Here is a 17,269-nt window from a genome sequence, read left to right as displayed (position 1 = left end):
GCGATCCCGGGCTAAAAAGCCCCCGTCTGTGGCGCCGGCATTGAAAGAGCAGAGCGTGACGGCACGGAGTACGAATACGGGCGAGGGCAGCGGTGCCCAGGACCCCCACCGGGAGATCCCCGAGGCGACTGTCGCCCGGCTTCCGGTCTACCTCCGGGCGCTGACCTCGCTCGCCGAGCGCAACATCGCCTCCTGCTCCTCCGAGGAGCTCGCGACGGCCGCCGGGGTGAACTCGGCCAAGCTGCGCAAGGACCTCTCCTACCTGGGCTCCTACGGCACCCGTGGGGTCGGCTACGACGTCGACTACCTGAGCTACCAGATCGCCCGCGAGATCGGCGTCACCCACGACTGGCCGGTCATCATCGTCGGTATCGGAAACCTGGGTCAGGCGCTCGCCAACTTCTCCGGCTTCAGCAGCCGCGGGTTCCGCACCGTCGCGCTCCTGGACGCGGCCGCGCCGATGCAGGGCCGTACGGTCGCCGGACTCGAGGTCCGGCCCTTCTCCGACCTGGCCGAGATCGTCGCGGCCGAGCAGGTCTCGATCGGAGTCATCTCCGTGCCGGCGACCGCTGCCCAGGACGTCGCCGACGCGATGGTCGCGGCCGGCATCAGCAGCATCCTCAACTTCGCGCCCGCCGTCCTGAACGTGCCGCCGGGTGTCGACGTACGCAAGGTCGATCTCTCGATCGAGCTGCAGATCCTCGCGTATCACGAGTCGCGCAAGGCTGCAGAAGCTGACGAGACGGTGGACAATGGTTCCGAGGAAGGGATCACCGCATGAGTGTCCTTGTTGTCGGCATCTCACATAACTCTGCGCCGGTCTCGCTGCTCGAGGCGGCGGCGGTGGACGCGGACGGCCTGCAGAAGCTCCTCACCGACGTGGCCGGTTGTGAACATGTCAGCGAGGCAGCGGTCATCGCGACCTGCAACCGTCTCGAGATCTACACCGAGGTCGAGCGCTTCCACGGGTCCGTCGAGGAGCTCTCCCGCCGCATCATCGAGGGCGCCGGTCAGACGCTCGAGACGATGCTGCCGCACCTGTACGTCCACTACGACGACGGTGCCGTCTCCCACCTGTTCAAGGTGGCTGCCGGTCTCGACTCGATGGCCGTGGGCGAGGGCCAGATCCTCGGCCAGGCCCGCGCGGCCCTGCAGCTCGGCCAGGAGATGGGCACGGTCGGACCGGCGCTCAACAGCCTGTTCCAGCAGGCGCTGCGGGTCGGCAAGCGCTCGCGCGCGGAGACCGACATCGACCAGGCCGCCCCGTCGCTGGTCACCGCGTCGCTGGACCGCGCCGCGCGAGCCGTGGGTGACGTACGCGGCAAGCGGGTCGCCGTCGTCGGCGCCGGGGCGATGGCCGGGCTGGCCACCGCGACCGTCTCCCGGCTGGGGGCCGCGGACGTGGTTGTGGTCAACCGCACCACGGCCAACGCCGAGCGCCTCGCCCGGGAGTACTCTGCGCGTTCCGCCTCGCTCGACACGCTGGCCGACGAGATCGCGGCCGCCGACATCGTGATCACCTGCGCGGGCGCCAGCGGTCTGCTCGTCCCGGCGGACATGGTCGGTGACCGCAGCAGCCGCCCGATCGCGCTGATCGACCTGGCTCTGCCCCACGACATCGACCCCGCTGCGGGGTCGCTCCCGGGCGCCACCCTGATCGACCTGGCCGCCCTCGCCGACGAGCTGCACGCCTCGCCCGCCGGCAAGGAGGTGCTCGCGGTCCGCGACATCGTCACCCAGGAGGTCGCGGCGTTCCTGAGCGCTCGTCGCCAGTCCGCGGTGACCCCGACGGTGGTCGCGCTGCGGAGCATGGCCACCGGTGTCGTCGCCGCCGAGATGGAGCGCCTCGACAACAAGCTGCCGGGCCTCGACGAGGTGACTCGTGCCGAGGTCCTCCGGACCGTACGCCGCGTGGCCGACAAGCTGCTCCACGAACCGACCGTCCGGGTCAAGGAGCTCGCCAACGAGACCGGCGCGGTGTCCTACGCCGCTGCGCTCGCCGAGCTCTTCGCGCTCGACCCCGAGGCCGTCTCCGCGGTGACCCGGGCCGACGTCCCAGGAGACCACTCATGAGAACTCTTCGTCTCGGCACCCGCCGTTCCCAGCTCGCGGTCACCCAGTCGACCCTCGTCGCGGAGATGCTCCGCGCCCAGGGCCACATCGTCGAGCTGGTCGAGATCGTCTCCGACGGCGACCGCACCCAGGCGGCGAACACCCCGCTGACCAGCGCGAACTCGACGGGCGTCTTCGTCAGTGCGCTGCGCGACGCGCTCCACGCCAAGGAGATCGACCTCGCGGTCCACTCCCTCAAGGACCTGCCGACCTACCCCGAGGACGGCATCGAGCTGGTCGCGATCCTGCCGCGCGAGGACCCGCGCGACGTGATCGTCGCCCGTGACGGCCTGACCCTCGGTGAGCTCCCGCCGGGCTCGCGGGTCGGCACCGGCTCGCCGCGACGCGTCGCCCAGATCAAGGCCCTCGGCCTCGGCCTGGAGCTGGCCGGCATCCGCGGCAACGTGGACACCCGCATCGGCAAGGTCCGCTCGGGCGAGTTCGACGCGGTCGTGCTCGCGCGTGCCGGCCTGGCCCGCATCGACCGGCTCGACGAGGTCACCGAGGTCCTCGACCCGATCCAGGTGCTGCCCGCTCCTGGTCAGGGGGCCTTGGCGGTCGAGTGCCGTGCAGGCGACGCCGATGCCGACGTACGCAAGATTCTGGCTTCCCTCGACGACTCGCCCACCCGAGCGGCTGTCGAGGCGGAACGCGCGGTGCTCGCCACCCTCGAAGGTGGCTGTGCCGCGCCCATCGGGACCCTCGCCGACGTGGTTGAGGGTGAGGAAGGACCAGAGCTGTGGGTGCGGGCAGTCGCGCTCTCACTCGATGGCTCGCTCTCGATCCGACTCTCCGCATCCGGGCCGCTCGACGACGCCGCAGGCGTCGGGCGCCGGCTCGCCGAGGAGATGCTCGCCGAGGGTGCAGCAGACCTGACCGACGACCCCACCACTGACCCCGGACAGGCTGTCATGGACACGGGCGGTTCCCCCCAGACCGCTCCCGAGCAGGACAAGGTGCACAACGCATGACCCGAGCAAAGACCACCGAGCAGACGGCCGAGCACAGCTCGGCCACCCCACTGGGCTGGGTGTCCTTCGTCGGCAGCGGTCCTGGTGACCCTGAGCTGCTGACGGTACGGGCGATCGACCTGTTGAAGCAGGCCGATGTTGTCGTGACCGAGGCCCCCGAGCACGCTTCGATGGTGCGCGGCGTTCTCGGCATCCCCGAGCCGGTCGAGCCCGCCGAGGGTGACGAGGCCCCGGAACCGGTCGGACCCGAGTTCATCGACGGCGGCTTCGGCGTCGACGGCCAGCCCCTGGCCAACGCCGCCCGTGCCAAGGCCGTCGTCAAGCAGGCGAAGCTGGGCAAGCGCGTCGTGCGCCTGATGACCGGCGACCCCTTCCTCTACGCCTCCGGCCCCGAGGAGGCGCAGTCCTGCGCCAAGGCGGGCATCGGCTTCGAGATCGTCCCCGGCGTCTCGTCCGTGTCGGCCGTTCCCGCTTACGCCGGCATCCCGCTGACGACCAAGGACCACCAAGAGGTCGCGGTCGTCACCTGCAACGAGAAGATCGACTGGAGCCAGTACGCCGACAACCGCACCCTGGTTCTCCTCTCCGGTGTCGGCATGATCGGCGACATCGCCAAGGAGCTCGTCGCGGCGGGCCGCCCGGCCAAGACTCCGGTCGCGATCACCCGCGTCGGCACCACGACCGAGCAGTCGACGGTAGAGTCGACGCTGGAGAACATCGCTGTCGACGCTCGTGCCGCACGGATGGCGCCGCCGGCGATCGTGGTGATCGGCAAGGTGGTCAACTTGCGTGAGACGCTCTCGTGGTTCGAGACGAAGCCGCTGTTCGGCTGGCGCGTGCTGGTGCCCCGCACCAAGGAGCAGGCGCCTGCGCTGTCGCTGAAGCTGAAGGGCTTCGGAGCCGTGCCCGAGGAGGTGCCGACGATCTCCGTCGAGCCGCCGCGCAACCCGCAGCAGATGGACAAGGCCGTACGCGGTCTGGTCGAGGGCCGTTACAACTGGATCGCCTTCACCTCCATCAACGCGGTGCGCGCCGTACGCGAGAAGTTCGACGAGTACGGCCTGGACTGCCGCGCCTTCTCCGGTCTGAAGATCGCCGCCGTCGGCGAGAAGACCGGGCAGGCGCTCGAGGCCTGGGGTCTGCGCCCCGACCTGGTGCCGAACACCGACAACCAGTCGGCCGCCGGTCTGCTCGAGGTGTGGCCGGAGTACGACGAGGACCTCGACCCGATCAACCGGGTCTTCCTCCCGCGCGCCGACATCGCCACCGAGAACCTCATCGCCGGCCTGGTCGACCTCGGCTGGGAGTGCGACGACGTGACCGCCTACCGCACCGTCCGGGCGGCCCCGCCGCCCGCGCCGACCCGCGACGCGATCAAGACGGGCAAGTTCGACGCGGTGGTCTTCACCTCCTCGTCCACGGTCCGCAACCTGGTCGGCATCGCGGGCAAGCCGCACACGTCCACGGTGATCGCGGCGATCGGTCCGGCCACCGCCAAGACCGCCGAGGAGCACGGCCTGCGGGTCGACGTGATGTCGCCCGAGCCGTCGATCGAGGCGCTCACCGAGGCGCTCGCCGCCTTCGGTGCCGCGCGTCGTGCCTCGCTGGTCGAGCAGGGCCTGCCGGTCACCAAGCCGTCCGACCGACGCCCCGCCTCGCGACGCCGCTCGCGTACGTCCTGATCATTTGAATGCCGAGTCGGCTCATCTTGACCTCCCCCGCTTCGCTCCTCCGGTCAAGATGAGCCGACTCGGCGTAGTCTGGAGATCTGATGAGCATCGAGAAGCCCGTGATCCGTCCCCGCCGGCTGCGCCGCACGCCGATCATGCGCCGGATGGTCGCGGAGACGGCCGTACGTCCCGCCAACCTGGTCCTGCCCGCGTTCGTGCGCGAGGGGATCGATGAGCCCGTCCCGCTCTCGACCATGCCCGGCGTGGTCCAGCACAGCCGGGAGTCGCTGCGGAAGGCCGCGGCCGAGGCCGCGTCCGCCGGCATCGGCGGCATCATGCTCTTCGGTGTCCCGGAGACCAAGGACGCCATGGGCTCGGGCGCGCTGGACCCGGACGGCATCCTCAACGTCGCCATCGCCGACGTCGTCTCCGAGGTCGGCGACGCGCTCACCGTGATGAGCGACCTGTGCCTGGACGAGTTCACCGACCACGGCCACTGCGGTGTGCTCGCCGAGGACGGCTCGGTCGACAACGACGCCACCCTCGAGATCTACGCCCAGATGGCGATCGCCCACGCCGAGGCCGGCGTCCACATGGTCGGCCCGTCCGGGATGATGGACGGCCAGGTCGCGGTGACCCGCGCCGCTCTCGACGGCGCCGGCTACACCGACGTCTCGGTCCTCGCCTACTCCGCGAAGTACGCCTCGGCCTTCTTCGGTCCCTTCCGCGAGGCCGTCGAATCCGCGCTCGAGGGCGACCGGCGCACCTACCAGCAGGATCCCGCGAATGCGCTGGAGGGTGTCCGCGAGGCGCTCCTTGACGTCGCCGAGGGTGCCGATATCGTGATGGTCAAGCCCGGGCTCCCGTATCTCGACGTCCTGCAGCGAGTGCGTGAGTCTGTCGATGTTCCGGTGGCTGCCTACAACATCTCCGGGGAGTACTCGATGTTGGAAGCCGCCGCCGCGAACGGCTGGATCGACCGCGAACCGGCGATCCTGGAGACACTCACCGCCTTCAAGAGGGCGGGCGCGGACGTCATTCTGACCTACTGGGCCACCGAAGCAGCTGGCTGGCTGCGAGGCTGACGTTCTCGCTTGATCAGCCGAGCACCTCTGTGACGTGGAACATATCCTGAGAGTAGACTCGAGCCTGTGACCAATCGAGAGTTGGGCAGCACAAAGCGCACCGGTCGGCCGCGCAACAGTGGACGGAATTCGGCGAACCCGCGGGAAGAGATTCTCAAAGAGGCGTCCCGCCTCTTCACCGCTCAAGGGGTCGCGGCGACGACGATCAGCCAGATCGCCGAGTGCGTCGGACTGCGCCAGTCCTCGATGTACTACTACTACAAATCCAAGGAGGAGATCCTCTCCGCCTTGATGGAGAAGAACCGCGAGTCGCTCACGCTCGCGGAGAAGCTTCTCGAGGAGGACGGCCCGGCCGCTCCGCGGCTGTACGCCTTCCTCTACACCGACGTCCGTCAGCTGTGCACCGCCCCGCTCGACTTCTACGAGCTGGAGGTGGCCGCCCTGGCGCAGCCGCAGGTCTTCGCGGGCTTCGAGGAGGATGGCGACAAGCTGCGTGACGCGGCCGCCCAGCTCCTCGAGCTGGGCGTCGACAGCGGTGAGCTGCGTCAGACCGACCCCGCCGCCACCGCGCTGATGCTGCTCTCGCTCAACGAAGGTGCCCAGCACCGGCTCTGGCACGGCCGGCGTGATGACGAGAAGGCTATGGCGAGCCCCGACGCCTTGGCCGAGTCGGTCGCCGACTACCACCTCAGCTCCTTGCTGGCCGACGCTTCCTCGCTGGATGCCGTCCGCGAGCTCGGGCGCGCCTTCGTCACCGAGTACGAGGACGACGAGCCCGCCGCCTGAGACGCTCCGGACATGAGAAGGGCCCCGCCATCCGGCGGGGCCCTTCGTCGTGTCGGCTCAGTTGCCGGTGAGCGCACCGAACAGGCCGCCGAGGATGCCCTTGAGGATCAGCGTGAGCACGTTGCCGATGGTTGCGTTGACCTGCTCGATCGTCTTGCCTGCCATGGCGTTCACGCACTGGGTCAGCGCCTGGCCGGACTGGCTCGCGCTCAGGAGCGGGTACTTCGCCAGCTCACGCTGGCACGCGGACAGAATCTGAGAGGGCGTGGCGACGATCGTCTCGACAGTCTCCTCGAGCGGCTTGGTCACCGTCTCCGCAGGACCTTCGGTGGCACCGCCGCCACCGCCGCCGGTGCCCCCACCGTTGCTCCCGCCGGGAGTCTCCCCGGAAGGAGCCTCGCTGGAGGGGCTGGAGGGAGACTGCGAGGAGCCGCCGCGCGGGCCGGCCTGCTGGCCGCCTGCTCGGAACTCGCGGTCCTTCTGCTTCGAAGACCTGGGAGCATCCATCCGCGGGATCGCGTAGTCGACCGGGACCGTGCTGTTCGGGATCGAGGTGAAGTCGCCGGAGCGGTAGGCCTCGGCGACACCGAGCACGGTCGTGACGTACGACTGGCTGTGGTTGTAGCGGAAGACCGCTGCCCGCGCGCCCTGGTCGGTGGAGAGGTCGTCGTCGCCGGAGCAGAGGTAGACGGCGGAGGCGAGGGCGGCGTCGTTGATGTCCTGGGGGTTGCGCTTGCCGTCGCCGTCGGCGTCCACGCCGACCATCGCCCAGGTGGAGGGGATGAACTGCATCGGGCCGACCGCGCGGTCGTAGCTGGTGTCGCCGTCGTACTGTCCACCGTCGGTGTCGGTGATCTGGGAGACGTTGCCCTTGCCGTTGAGCGGCACCCCGTAGATGCCGGGCGTGGAGACGCCCTCGGCACTGAGCCGGTTGTCGTTGGCGCGACCGTGGTTGGACTCGACCCGCCCGATTGCGGCGATCAGCGGCCAGTCGATCTTGCAGGCGGGGTCCGCGGCGTTGATGACGGTGGCCGCGCGCTGATAGGCGGCGAGCGCGGCGGACGGGATCCCGGCGGCGCTGGCCGTCCCGGGCAGTGACTTGTCGCCCCCGTTGGTCGAGGCCGACACGCTGGCCGGCGCCTCGATCGCCTCGGCCGGGACCGACGTCCCGTCGGGCAGGCTGAACGCGTCGTCGTATCTCGGCCCTGATGCGGTGGCACTCGACTGCGTCAGACCGGTGACGTTGACCGTCCAGGCCGCGCTCAGCAGCGCGAGCGGAACGAGCGCGGTCGCCTTCTGAAGGCGGCTGTAGCGCGAAGCGGACATCGAATCTCCCCTGGTGATCACCGCACTGAAAACGTGCGGAGGTCGTGCTCCCTCATGCAACGTTCAAACGAACCGTCTCACGTCAAAGTTACGCGCGTCACGTTTTACGTGAACATAGCGTTCCACTAAACGAGACGCCTGTGAGACGGATGAAAGCTCCAGTTCATGACGCCGAACCCGTCTCCGAAATATTTCGGTCCCAATATGTGGGTCAAGTGTCCAGGACGATTGACCGAGCGGATGAAAAGGGTAATCCTCATCACACTGCCCGGGCCACGGGAGGGCCGGGTGGAACTCCTCGAGAGGATCCGATCGAATGCGCCACCAGCGTTCAACCACGATGTGTGTCCGCCTGCTCGTCGCCTCAGTCGTCGCCACCGGACTGCTGTTCGGGCCCTCGCCCGGATCGGCGATGAACAGGGCGAGTGCCGCGCCCGAGTCGGCGTACCTCGTCGGCCGTGGGCTCGCCGACGTCACCGGCGAGCCGGGGGAGAACGGCATGATGGGATACGCCGACCTCGCGCAGAGCACCACCGGCATCCACATGCGTCAGCGCGCCCGCGCGTTCGTGATCGCCGACGCGGCGAGCGGTGAGCGCGTGGTCCACGTCGTGGCCGACGTCGGGATGATCTTCCAGGGCTTGCGCGACGCCGTCCTCACCAAGCTCGAGCAGCGGTACGGCGACCGTTACGGCGAGCGCAACGTCATGCTCACCGCGACCCACACCCACGCCGGTCCGGGCGGGTTCTCGCACCACAATCTCTACAACATCACGACGCTCGGCTACCACGAGAAGACCTTCCGGGCGCTCGTCGACGGCATCGTCGCCGCGATCGCGCGCGCCGACGCCGACCTCGCGCCCGCGGACCTGAGCCTCTCGACCAGCCAGCTCACCAACGCCAACGTCAACCGCTCCAAGCAGGCGTTCGACCGCAACCCGGAGGCCGACAAGGCGTACTTCCCCAACGGCGCCGACACCCGCAGCACCACGCTTCAGGTACGCCGCAAGGCCCCTGACGGGTCAACCAGTCTCGACGGGGTCATCAACTGGTTCCCCGTCCACGCCACGAGCATGTCGACCGACAACACGCTGATCAGCCCCGACAACAAGGGCTACGCCGAGTACGCCTGGGAACGGCAGGTGCGCGGCGTCGACTACATCGACGACACCGACCCCGACTTCGTGGCGTCGTTCGCGCAGTCCAACGCCGGCGACATGTCGCCCAACCTCAACCTGCAGCCGACCGACGGCCCGACCAGGGACGAGTTCGAGAACACCCGCATCATCGGCACCCGGATGCTCGACGCGGCCCGCGAAGGACTCGGGTCCGACAAGCGGTCGCTCGAGGGCGGCATCGACTCGCGCATCGTGTACGTCGACTTCTCCGAGGTCGCCGTACGGCCGGAGTTCACCCCCGACGGCAAGCCGCACACCACCTGCTCGGCCGCGCTCGGCGCCTCCTTCGCGGCCGGCAGCACCGAGGACGGCGGTGGCGGCCTGCCGATCTTCAAGGAGGGCAAGGACGGCGGCAACCCGCTGGTCGGGCTGATCGCCGACGCGCTCTACACCGCGTCGCCAGAGCTGAAGGCCTGCCAGGCGCCCAAGGAGGTGCTGCTCCCCGTCGGCGACCTCGACCTGGTGCAGCAGAAGCTGCCGGTGCAGCTGATGAGGATCGGCGACTTCTACCTGGTCGGGATGCCGGCAGAGGTCACCGTGGTGTCGGGTCTGCGGATCCGGCGGGCCGTCGCCGAGGCCGTCGGCACCGATCTCGAGAACGTCCTGGTCCAGGGCTACGCCAACGCCTACGCGCACTACCTGACGACGCCGGAGGAGTACGACTCCAAGGAGTACGAGGGTGCGAGCACCCTGTTCGGTCGCTATGAGCTGCCGGCGTTCATGCAGGTGGCCTCCGACCTCGGTACGGCGATGCGCGCCGGGGTCGACGTACCGCAGGGGGAGAAGGAGGCCGACCGCAGCGTCTGGCAGATGCCGTCGCCCAGTGGCGCCGTGCTCGTCGATGCGCCGCAGATCGGCCGGAGGTTCGGCGACGTGCTGACTGCTCCTGGCTCGATTTACCGTCCCGGCCAGCAGGTCAGCGTGGTCTTCGCCGGGGCGCACCCCAACAACGACCTCCATCTCGGCGGCAGCTACCTGGCCGTCGAGCGCAAGGTGGGTACGACCTGGCAGCGCGTCGCCGACGACGGCGACTGGTCGACGAAGTTCCGCTGGGCGCGCGACGGCATCGCGGCCTCCAAGGTCACGATCACCTGGGACGTCCCACCCGGCACCGCGTCAGGAAGCTACCGCATCCGCTACTTCGGCGATGCGCGCAACCTGCTCGGGACCGTCTCGCCGTTCACCGGCACCTCGCCCGTCTTCGGGGTCACCTCGTGAGCCGGGTCGCCGGTCGGGTGGTGGGCGTCGCTCTGCTGGCGGCGTCGGGGCTCGCGCTCCCGGGGACCGCCACGGCCGCGCCCGACGCCGCGCCCGCCACGCCGCGCGTGCGAGTGCTCACGCACAACGTGCAGATGTTGCCGCCGATCATCGGTGGCAAGGCCAACGCCACCCGGGCCGAGCTGATCGCGAAGGCCGACTACGTGAAGGGCCATGACGTGGTGGTCTTCGACGAGGCCTTCGACAACGGCCCGTCGGAGACCCTCAAGAGCCGGCTCGCAGCGCAGTATCCCCACCAGACGCCGGTGCTCGGGCGCTCGAGGTCGGGCTGGGACGAGACGCTCGGCGCCTACTCCTGGTTGACCCCCGAGGACGGCGGCGTGACGATCCTGAGCAAGTGGCCGATCACCCACAAGATCCAGTACGTCTTCAGCGGCGGGTGCGGCGCCGACGCGCTCTCCAACAAGGGCTTCGTCTACGTGCGGCTGGATGTCGACGGCACTCCCGTCCACGTCGTCGGCACCCACGTCCAGGCGGAGGACCCGCTCTGCTTCGGTGGCGGGGCCGCCGTCCGCGCCGAGCAGTTCGCGGCGATCGACGACTTCCTGGACGGCCTGGCGATCCCGGCCGACGAACAGGTCATCGTGACCGGCGACCTCAACGTCGACAAGGCCTCGCCCGAGTACGCCGACCTGCTCGCGGCCACCGACACCGTCGCCCCGACGTCGTACGCCGGGCACCCCTTCAGCTGGGACCCGACGACGAACCCGCTCGCCACGGGCGGGCAGGAGCACCTCGACTACGTGCTGCATCGCCGCGGCCACGTACGTCCGCAGACGTGGACGAACACGGTGCTTACGCCCACGTCGCCGCCCTGGGAGTACGCCGGGACGACCTACACCGACTACTCCGACCACTATCCCGTCGCAGGCAGCTGAGGAGCTCCGATGAACGTCACACCCCGACTGCGGAGCGTCATCGCAGCGACTCTGACCGCGGGCGCCGTGCTCGGCGCCACTGCGGCACCCGCCGTCGCCGATCCGGCACGCACCCCGAGCACCGCACCGGCCTACCAGAAGTACGTCGCCCTCGGTGACTCCTACACCGCCGGCCCGCTGATCCCGTGGAACAGCACCTGGTGCTTCCGATCCAACAACAACTACCCGGCGTGGCTGGCCACCGATCTCGGCCTCTACTACGAGCCGGGTGCCTTCCGCGACGTCAGCTGCTCGTCGGCGGACACGAGCAACCTCACCCTGCCGCAGCCGACGCCCACGCCCGAGCTCAACCTGGCGAGCCAGTCGCCCCAGCTCGACGCCATCACCCTCGACACCGACCTGGTCACGCTCGGGATGGGCGGCAACGACTACGGCGTCTTCGGCTCGCTCATCGGCTGCGGCGACTTCCGTGACCAGGACCCCACGGGTACGCCGTGCCGGGACCACTACACGGTCGGCGGGATCGACACGCTCTCCACCGCGCTCGACAACACCGGCCGCAACCTGAAGCGCTCGGTGGCCCTGATCAAGGAGCGCGCTCCCGGCGCGAAGGTCGTCCTCGTCGGCTACCCGAGACTGCTGCCTCCGACCGGCTACTGCCCGGACGTGGTCCCGTTCGCAGATGGCGACTACGCCTGGGCCGACTCCCTCAACCGCAAGCTCAACGCGGTCATGAAGCGCGCCGCGACCGACGAGGGCGCGACGTACGTCGACACCTACGGGCCCGCTCTCGGTCACGACGCCTGTGCCGGTGATGCCGCGTGGGTCCGTGGTGACTCGACCGACCTCTTCGCCGCCGCTGCCTTCCACCCCAACGGCGCCGGGATGCGGGCCATCAGCACGATCGTGCTGGATGCGCTCGGCGAGCAGTCGGTGGCCGGGACGACCGCGCCGAAGACGCGGCCTGACAACGCACGGGGCGACCGCGAGCAGCAGCGCTGGCTTCGCGAGCACCCGGACGCCGTGCTCCCGACCGACGACGCTCCGGCAGGGGCGCGATGACGCCGGAGCGGGAGGCGGTCGCCGATGCCTGCCGGGCGTTGGCGACCGAGGGGCTCGTCATCGGTACGGCGGGCAACGTCAGCGTCCGCGCCGGTGACCTGGTCGCGATCACCGCGACCGGGGCGTCGTTCGCCACGATGACCGCCGACCAGGTGACCGTCCTCGACCTCGACGGGCAGGTCGTCGCGGGTGAGCTCGCGCCGACCTCCGAAGTCGGCCTGCACCTCGGGCTCTACCGACGCCGGGAGACCGGCGCGATCGTCCACACGCACGCTCCGATGGCCACCGCGCTGTCGTGCGTCCTGACCGAGCTGCCGTGCGTTCACTACGGTCTGCTGGCACTTGGCGGCACGGTCCGCGTGGCTCCGTACGCGACCTTCGGCACGCCGGAGCTCGCCGAGCTGGTCATCGAGGCTCTCGAGGGCCGCGGCGGCGCGCTCATGGCCAACCACGGGGCGATCACTCATGCGGCCGACCTGGCCAAGGCGGTCGAGCTGGCCCTGCTCCTGGAGTGGGGCTGCACCGTCTACTGGCGAGCCGCCGCCATCGGCACCCCGCGCGTCCTCGACGAAGACCAGCAGGCCGCGGTGATCCATGCCGCCCTGACCCGCAGCTACGGCACCACCCGCCCCTCATCACAGGAGAACTCGTGACCACTTCCCCCACCGTCGTCACCCTCGGCGCCCACGTGCTCGACACACTGGTACGCCACGTCGAGTCGATCCCCGAAGGACAGGCCGGCCAGCTGGTCGACGAGATCCGGGTCACCGCGGCCGGCCCCGCCGGTGGCACCGCGCTGGTGCTCTCCAAGCTCGGCGCGACCGTTGTCAGCGCGGGCGCCATCGGGACCGACGCGGTCGGTGACCAGCTGCTCTCGCTGCTGCGCCGCGACGGCGTGGACACCGAGCATCTGGTACGCCGAGAGGACCACCAGACCTCCGCGAGCGTGCTCCCGATCCGCCCCGACGGGTCGCGGCCGGCGTTCCACGTGATCGGGGCCAACGGCGCCTACGGTGCCGACGACGCGCCGCTGGACGTGATCGCCGCGGCGGACCACCTGCACCTCGGGGGCCCGGAGTTCATGGGCGGCGACGCGGCCGCGAAGATCCTCGCCCACGCGCGCGACATCGGCGTGACCACGTCGCTCGACTCGCTCGCGCCCGGCGACCCGGGCATGTTCGAGTGGATCGCGGCCGCCTTTCCCTACATCGACCACCTGCTGGTCAACGACGAGCAGGCCCTCGGCTGGACCGGTGCCGCCGACCTGGAGGCGGCCTGCCGCGCGCTGGTCGAGGCCGGTGCCGGCTGCGTGGCCGTGACGGCCGGTGCCCAGGGTGCGGTCGTGGTGACCGCGGACGAGACGGTCCGGGTGCCGGCGTACGACATCGAGGTCGTCGACACCACCGGTTGCGGCGACGCGTTCTCGGCGGGCTACATCCGGGGTCTCGCGCTGGGCCGGACGCCCGCCGAGGCGGCCGCACTCGGCTGCGCGACCGCCGCCCAGGTCGCCGGCGGGCTCGGCTCCGACTTCGGCAGCTTCGACCTCGCCTCGGTCGAGAGATTCGCCGCTGACGCGGCGCTCAAGGAGGTCTGAGCAGTGCCGCGCCCAGCTCGGGTCGACGTGGCGATCGTCGGCGCCGGCCTGGCCGGGCTGACCGCTGCTCGTGCCCTGGTGGCCGCGGGCCGCAGCGTCGTCGTGCTCGAGGCGCGCGACCGGGTGGGCGGTCGCACCCTCAACCACGACCTCGGCGACGGCCAGGTCGTGGAGGCCGGCGGGCAGTTCGTCGGGCCGACCCAGAACCACATCCTCGCGCTGGCCGCCGAGCTCGACGTCAAGACCTTCCCGGCGTACACCGAGGGCGAGGCGGTCTACGTCCGCGGCGGCCGCGCCAAGCGCTACGCAGGCGACGTACCTCCGGACCCTACGGCCCTGGCGGACGTCGCGGTGACGATGGCTCGTATCGACCGGCTCGCCCGGCGGATCCCCTTGGGCGCACCATGGCGGGCACGCAACGCCGCCCGGCTGGACGCGGTCACCTTCGACTCGTGGATCCGCGACACCACGGTCAGCGCCGCCGGCGTCGACCTGGTCAACATCTTCTTCGGCTCGGCATACGGCGGCACCGCGGCGGATGCCTCGGCCCTGTTCAGCCTCCACTACGTCGCCGGCATGGGCGACGAGGACAACCCCGGCTCGATCACCCGGGGGATCGGGGTGGAGGGCGGAGCCCAGCAGGATCGCTTCGTCGGCGGCTCGCAGGCGGTCTCGCTGGCGATGGCCGAGCAGCTCGGGGACCGGGTGGTGCCGAACGCTCCGGTGCGCGCGATCGAGCAGAACGGCCGCACCGTGAAGCTGCGTACCGACGCGGGTGTGTGGCAGGCCGGGCATGCGATCGTGGCCGTCCCGCCCCCGCTCGCCGGCAAGATCTCGTGGTCGCCGTTGCTGCCCGCGCCGCAGGCGGCTCTCTTCGACCGGATGCCGATGGGCAACCTGATGAAGTGCGAGGCGGTGTACGACAAGCCGTTCTGGCGCGCGGACGGGCTCTCCGGCCAGGCCACGTTCCGCTCGCCCGACTCCGCGATCTGCTCGATGTTCGACAACACCCCGCCGAGCGGCGGACCCGGTGTGCTGATGGGGTTCCTCGGTGGCCGTGCCTGGCGGGCGCTGGCGCACCGGCCGCCCCGCGAACGCAGGGCCGCCGTGCTGCGTACCTTCGCTCAGGCCGTCGGGCGGGAGGCGCTGCGCCCGCGCGACTACTTCGAGCAGGACTGGTCGAGCGAGGAGTGGACCCGGGGCGGGCCGACCTCGGTCCTGGCGCCCGGGGTGCTCACCGCGCTCGGCGCCTGGCGGGACCGGCCCTTCGGGCTCGTGCACTGGGCCGGCGCTGAGCACGCCGACTACTGGAACGGCTACATGGACGGCGCCGTCCGCTCCGGCCGCGACGCCGCGGCCGCCGTGATCGACGTACTGGAAGGAACTGAGAGATGAGCATGACCGAGCTGAGCGAGACCGCTGTGCTGGCCGTCCCGGTGGAGCGGGTCTGGCAGGTGGTGTCGGCGACGAACCGGTACGCCGAGTGGGTGGACGGCGTCTTCGAGGTGACCGACCACCACGGCGAGGCCGAGGTCGGCCGCACCTACGCCGAGCGCAACCGCACCATCGGACCGCTGTCCACGCGGTCGACCTGGACGGTCCGGGAGATCGAGCCGCTGACGACCCGCATCGACACCGGTGAGGGCTTCGCGCCGCTGCACGAGATGACCAACGTCTTCCGGTTCCGGCCGGTCGCCGTCGACGGTGTCGACGGTGCTGGCACCGAGATGACGTACGCCGTCCGTTACCGCGTCGGTCTCGGCCCGCTCGGCGCGGTGATCGACAAGGTCACCCAGCCTGGGTTGCGGAAGGCGTTCCAGCAGTCGATGCGCAACCTGGAGGACCTGATCGTCGCCGAGGGTGCGGACTGATCCCGAACGTCAGGGGATCAGTGCCGGATCGGCGAGGCTTGGTGCTTGGTGAGGCCGAGGACCCGGTCGACGTACGGATTGGCGAAGACGCCGGTCGGGTCGAGCTCGTCGCGTAGCGCGGTGAAGTCGCCGAATCGCGGATATCGCTCGGCGAGGTCGGCCGCGGTGAGCCGGTGCATCTTGCCCCAGTGCGGACGCCCGTCGGCGGCGCCGAGGATGTCCTCGCAGACGGAGAACCAGCGCTCGTGGGGCATCCGGTGGTACTGGTGGAAGGCGACGTACGCGACGTCGCGGTCGTACGCCGGCGAGAGCCAGATGTCGTCGCTCCTCACGAAGCGGACCTCGAGCGGGAACGACACCTTCTCGTCATGGGTCTCGACCCACCGCCGGAGCTCGCGGAGCACGTCTGCGACCGCGGCCCGCGGGACGGCGTACTCACCCTCGCGGAAGCGCACGTCGCGGTGGGATGCGAACACGTTCGGGGCCAGGTCGGTGAAGTCCCGGGACGACACCGCGCGGGTCACGAACCGGGTGATCCCGGGGACCAGGCCGGGGAATCGGGTGCCGAGGCGCAGCAGCGCCTCGAAGCCGATGTTGGTGACGATCCTGTCGTCGATCGTCCGGGCGAGCGTGCTCATCGGGTTGAGCTCGACGTCGCCCGGAAGCCGCTCGAAACGGCGTGTCAGCGCGGTGGTGGTGTGCGGGAACCAGAAGAACTCGAAGTGGTCGTTGCCCGCCACCAGCTCGTCGAGCCCGTCGAGGGTCTCGTCCAGCGGCATCGGCGCGTCGACGGCGCGCAGGGCGTAGAGCGGCACGCACTGGAGGGTGACCGTGGTGATGACGCCGAGGGATCCGATCGACACCCGTGCGGCCTCGAAGAGCTCCGGCCGCTCCTCGCGTGAGCACGTCACGACCGAGCCGTCGGCGAGCACCAGCTCGAGCGCGCGGATCTGGTTGGAGATGCTCCGAAATCTCTCGCCGCTGCCGTGGGTGCCGGTCGAGACCGCGCCGGCGACGGTCTGCCGGTCGATGTCGCCGAGGATCTCCATCGCCAGACCGTGCTGGGCGAGGATCGGGTTGAGCCGGTGCAGCGGGAGGCCGGCCCCGACGGTGACCAGGCCCGAGTCCGCGTCGACGGCGAGCACGCCGTCCAGCCGGTCCGGCCGGAGCTGCAGCCCGGGCGCGACGGCCGCGCCGGTGAAGGAGTGCCCGGATCCGATGGCGCGTACGGTCAGGCCGTCGGCGACGGCAGCGTTCACCGCGGCTGCGACCTCATCGGTCGTCGCGGGCGTGGCCACGCGTGCCGGGGTCACCTCTTCGGTACCGGACCAGTTGCGCCATCGAGTGCTCATGGGTGGGTCCCTTCTGTGGGCAGTCGGGCCTCAGGATGACCCAGGTCACAGCAAAGGTCAATAGTCTTGGACACTTGACCTAATTCGGTGGTCGGTCCATGCTCGAC

Annotated in this window: 15 protein-coding genes; 13 read left to right on the top strand and 2 right to left on the bottom strand. The window is 70.2% G+C overall.

The features are described from left to right. Window positions 1-55 precede the first annotated feature (55 nt). From ACW14X_RS12490 to ACW14X_RS12465, 6 genes are all read left to right on the top strand, one after another. The gene (locus ACW14X_RS12490; protein WP_160025741.1) at window positions 56-781 is read left to right on the top strand and encodes a redox-sensing transcriptional repressor Rex; all 726 of its coding nucleotides are present in this window, start codon (window positions 56-58) and stop codon (window positions 779-781) included. Next, window positions 778-2,073, top strand: coding sequence for a glutamyl-tRNA reductase (locus ACW14X_RS12485; RefSeq protein WP_457165799.1), 1,296 nt, complete (start codon window positions 778-780; stop codon window positions 2,071-2,073). The genes ACW14X_RS12490 and ACW14X_RS12485 overlap by 4 nt, the downstream gene beginning before the upstream one ends. Beyond that, complete coding sequence (gene hemC, locus ACW14X_RS12480) at window positions 2,070-3,083, top strand: hydroxymethylbilane synthase (RefSeq protein WP_457165798.1); 1,014 nt, start codon at window positions 2,070-2,072, stop codon at window positions 3,081-3,083. The genes ACW14X_RS12485 and hemC overlap by 4 nt, the downstream gene beginning before the upstream one ends. Next, window positions 3,080-4,765, top strand: a complete 1,686-nt coding sequence (locus ACW14X_RS12475) for a bifunctional uroporphyrinogen-III C-methyltransferase/uroporphyrinogen-III synthase (protein WP_350713503.1) — start codon at window positions 3,080-3,082, stop codon at window positions 4,763-4,765. Before hemC ends, ACW14X_RS12475 begins: the two co-directional genes overlap by 4 nt. Window positions 4,766-4,854: 89 nt before the next feature. Continuing rightward, window positions 4,855-5,838, top strand: coding sequence for a porphobilinogen synthase (gene hemB / locus ACW14X_RS12470; RefSeq protein ID WP_457165797.1), 984 nt, complete (start codon window positions 4,855-4,857; stop codon window positions 5,836-5,838). 66 nt (window positions 5,839-5,904) lie between these two features. Further along, on the top strand, window positions 5,905-6,624 hold the full coding sequence (locus tag ACW14X_RS12465) for a TetR/AcrR family transcriptional regulator (protein WP_400459356.1): 720 nt from the start codon (window positions 5,905-5,907) through the stop codon (window positions 6,622-6,624). Window positions 6,625-6,681: 57 nt separating this feature from the next. Here the strand turns inward: ACW14X_RS12465 and ACW14X_RS12460 are convergent, their stop codons facing one another. Next, window positions 6,682-7,950 carry a lytic transglycosylase domain-containing protein gene (locus tag ACW14X_RS12460; protein ID WP_457165796.1) on the bottom strand — a complete coding sequence of 423 codons (1,269 nt, stop codon included), beginning with the start codon at window positions 7,948-7,950 and terminating at the stop codon, window positions 6,682-6,684. A 316-nt stretch (window positions 7,951-8,266) separates the two neighbouring features. Here ACW14X_RS12460 and ACW14X_RS12455 point away from each other — a divergent pair, with 316 nt between their 5' ends. From ACW14X_RS12455 to ACW14X_RS12425, 7 genes are read left to right on the top strand one after another with little or no spacing between them, the layout of a single operon-like run. Continuing rightward, entirely contained in the window at window positions 8,267-10,345 is a 2,079-nt protein-coding gene (locus ACW14X_RS12455) for a neutral/alkaline ceramidase (protein ID WP_457165795.1), read from the top strand. Beyond that, entirely contained in the window at window positions 10,342-11,283 is a 942-nt protein-coding gene (sph, locus tag ACW14X_RS12450; RefSeq protein ID WP_457165794.1) for a sphingomyelin phosphodiesterase, read from the top strand. The genes ACW14X_RS12455 and sph overlap by 4 nt, the downstream gene beginning before the upstream one ends. Before the next feature lie 9 nt (window positions 11,284-11,292). Then, on the top strand, window positions 11,293-12,345 hold the full coding sequence (locus ACW14X_RS12445) for an SGNH/GDSL hydrolase family protein (protein WP_457165793.1): 1,053 nt from the start codon (window positions 11,293-11,295) through the stop codon (window positions 12,343-12,345). Beyond that, window positions 12,342-12,998 (top strand): class II aldolase/adducin family protein, encoded by a 657-nt coding sequence (locus ACW14X_RS12440; protein WP_457165792.1) that lies wholly within the window; start codon window positions 12,342-12,344, stop codon window positions 12,996-12,998. Before ACW14X_RS12445 ends, ACW14X_RS12440 begins: the two co-directional genes overlap by 4 nt. Then, window positions 12,995-13,939: a carbohydrate kinase family protein gene (locus ACW14X_RS12435; RefSeq protein ID WP_457165791.1), complete on the top strand. Its 945-nt coding sequence runs from the start codon at window positions 12,995-12,997 to the stop codon at window positions 13,937-13,939. Before ACW14X_RS12440 ends, ACW14X_RS12435 begins: the two co-directional genes overlap by 4 nt. A 3-nt stretch (window positions 13,940-13,942) precedes the next feature. Next, window positions 13,943-15,334 carry a flavin monoamine oxidase family protein gene (locus ACW14X_RS12430; RefSeq protein WP_457165790.1) on the top strand — a complete coding sequence of 464 codons (1,392 nt, stop codon included), beginning with the start codon at window positions 13,943-13,945 and terminating at the stop codon, window positions 15,332-15,334. Next, window positions 15,331-15,810: an SRPBCC family protein gene (locus ACW14X_RS12425; RefSeq protein ID WP_160025728.1), complete on the top strand. Its 480-nt coding sequence runs from the start codon at window positions 15,331-15,333 to the stop codon at window positions 15,808-15,810. The genes ACW14X_RS12430 and ACW14X_RS12425 overlap by 4 nt, the downstream gene beginning before the upstream one ends. Window positions 15,811-15,827: 17 nt before the next feature. Here the strand turns inward: ACW14X_RS12425 and ACW14X_RS12420 are convergent, their stop codons facing one another. Further along, window positions 15,828-17,162, bottom strand: coding sequence for a D-arabinono-1,4-lactone oxidase (locus ACW14X_RS12420; protein ID WP_457165789.1), 1,335 nt, complete (start codon window positions 17,160-17,162; stop codon window positions 15,828-15,830). Window positions 17,163-17,269 lie beyond the last annotated feature (107 nt).

It is taken from the genome of Nocardioides sp. YJ-D4 (assembly GCF_054031495.1).
Note: the sequence above shows the minus strand (reverse complement) of the source record. Positions and strands in the feature narration are given on the sequence as shown.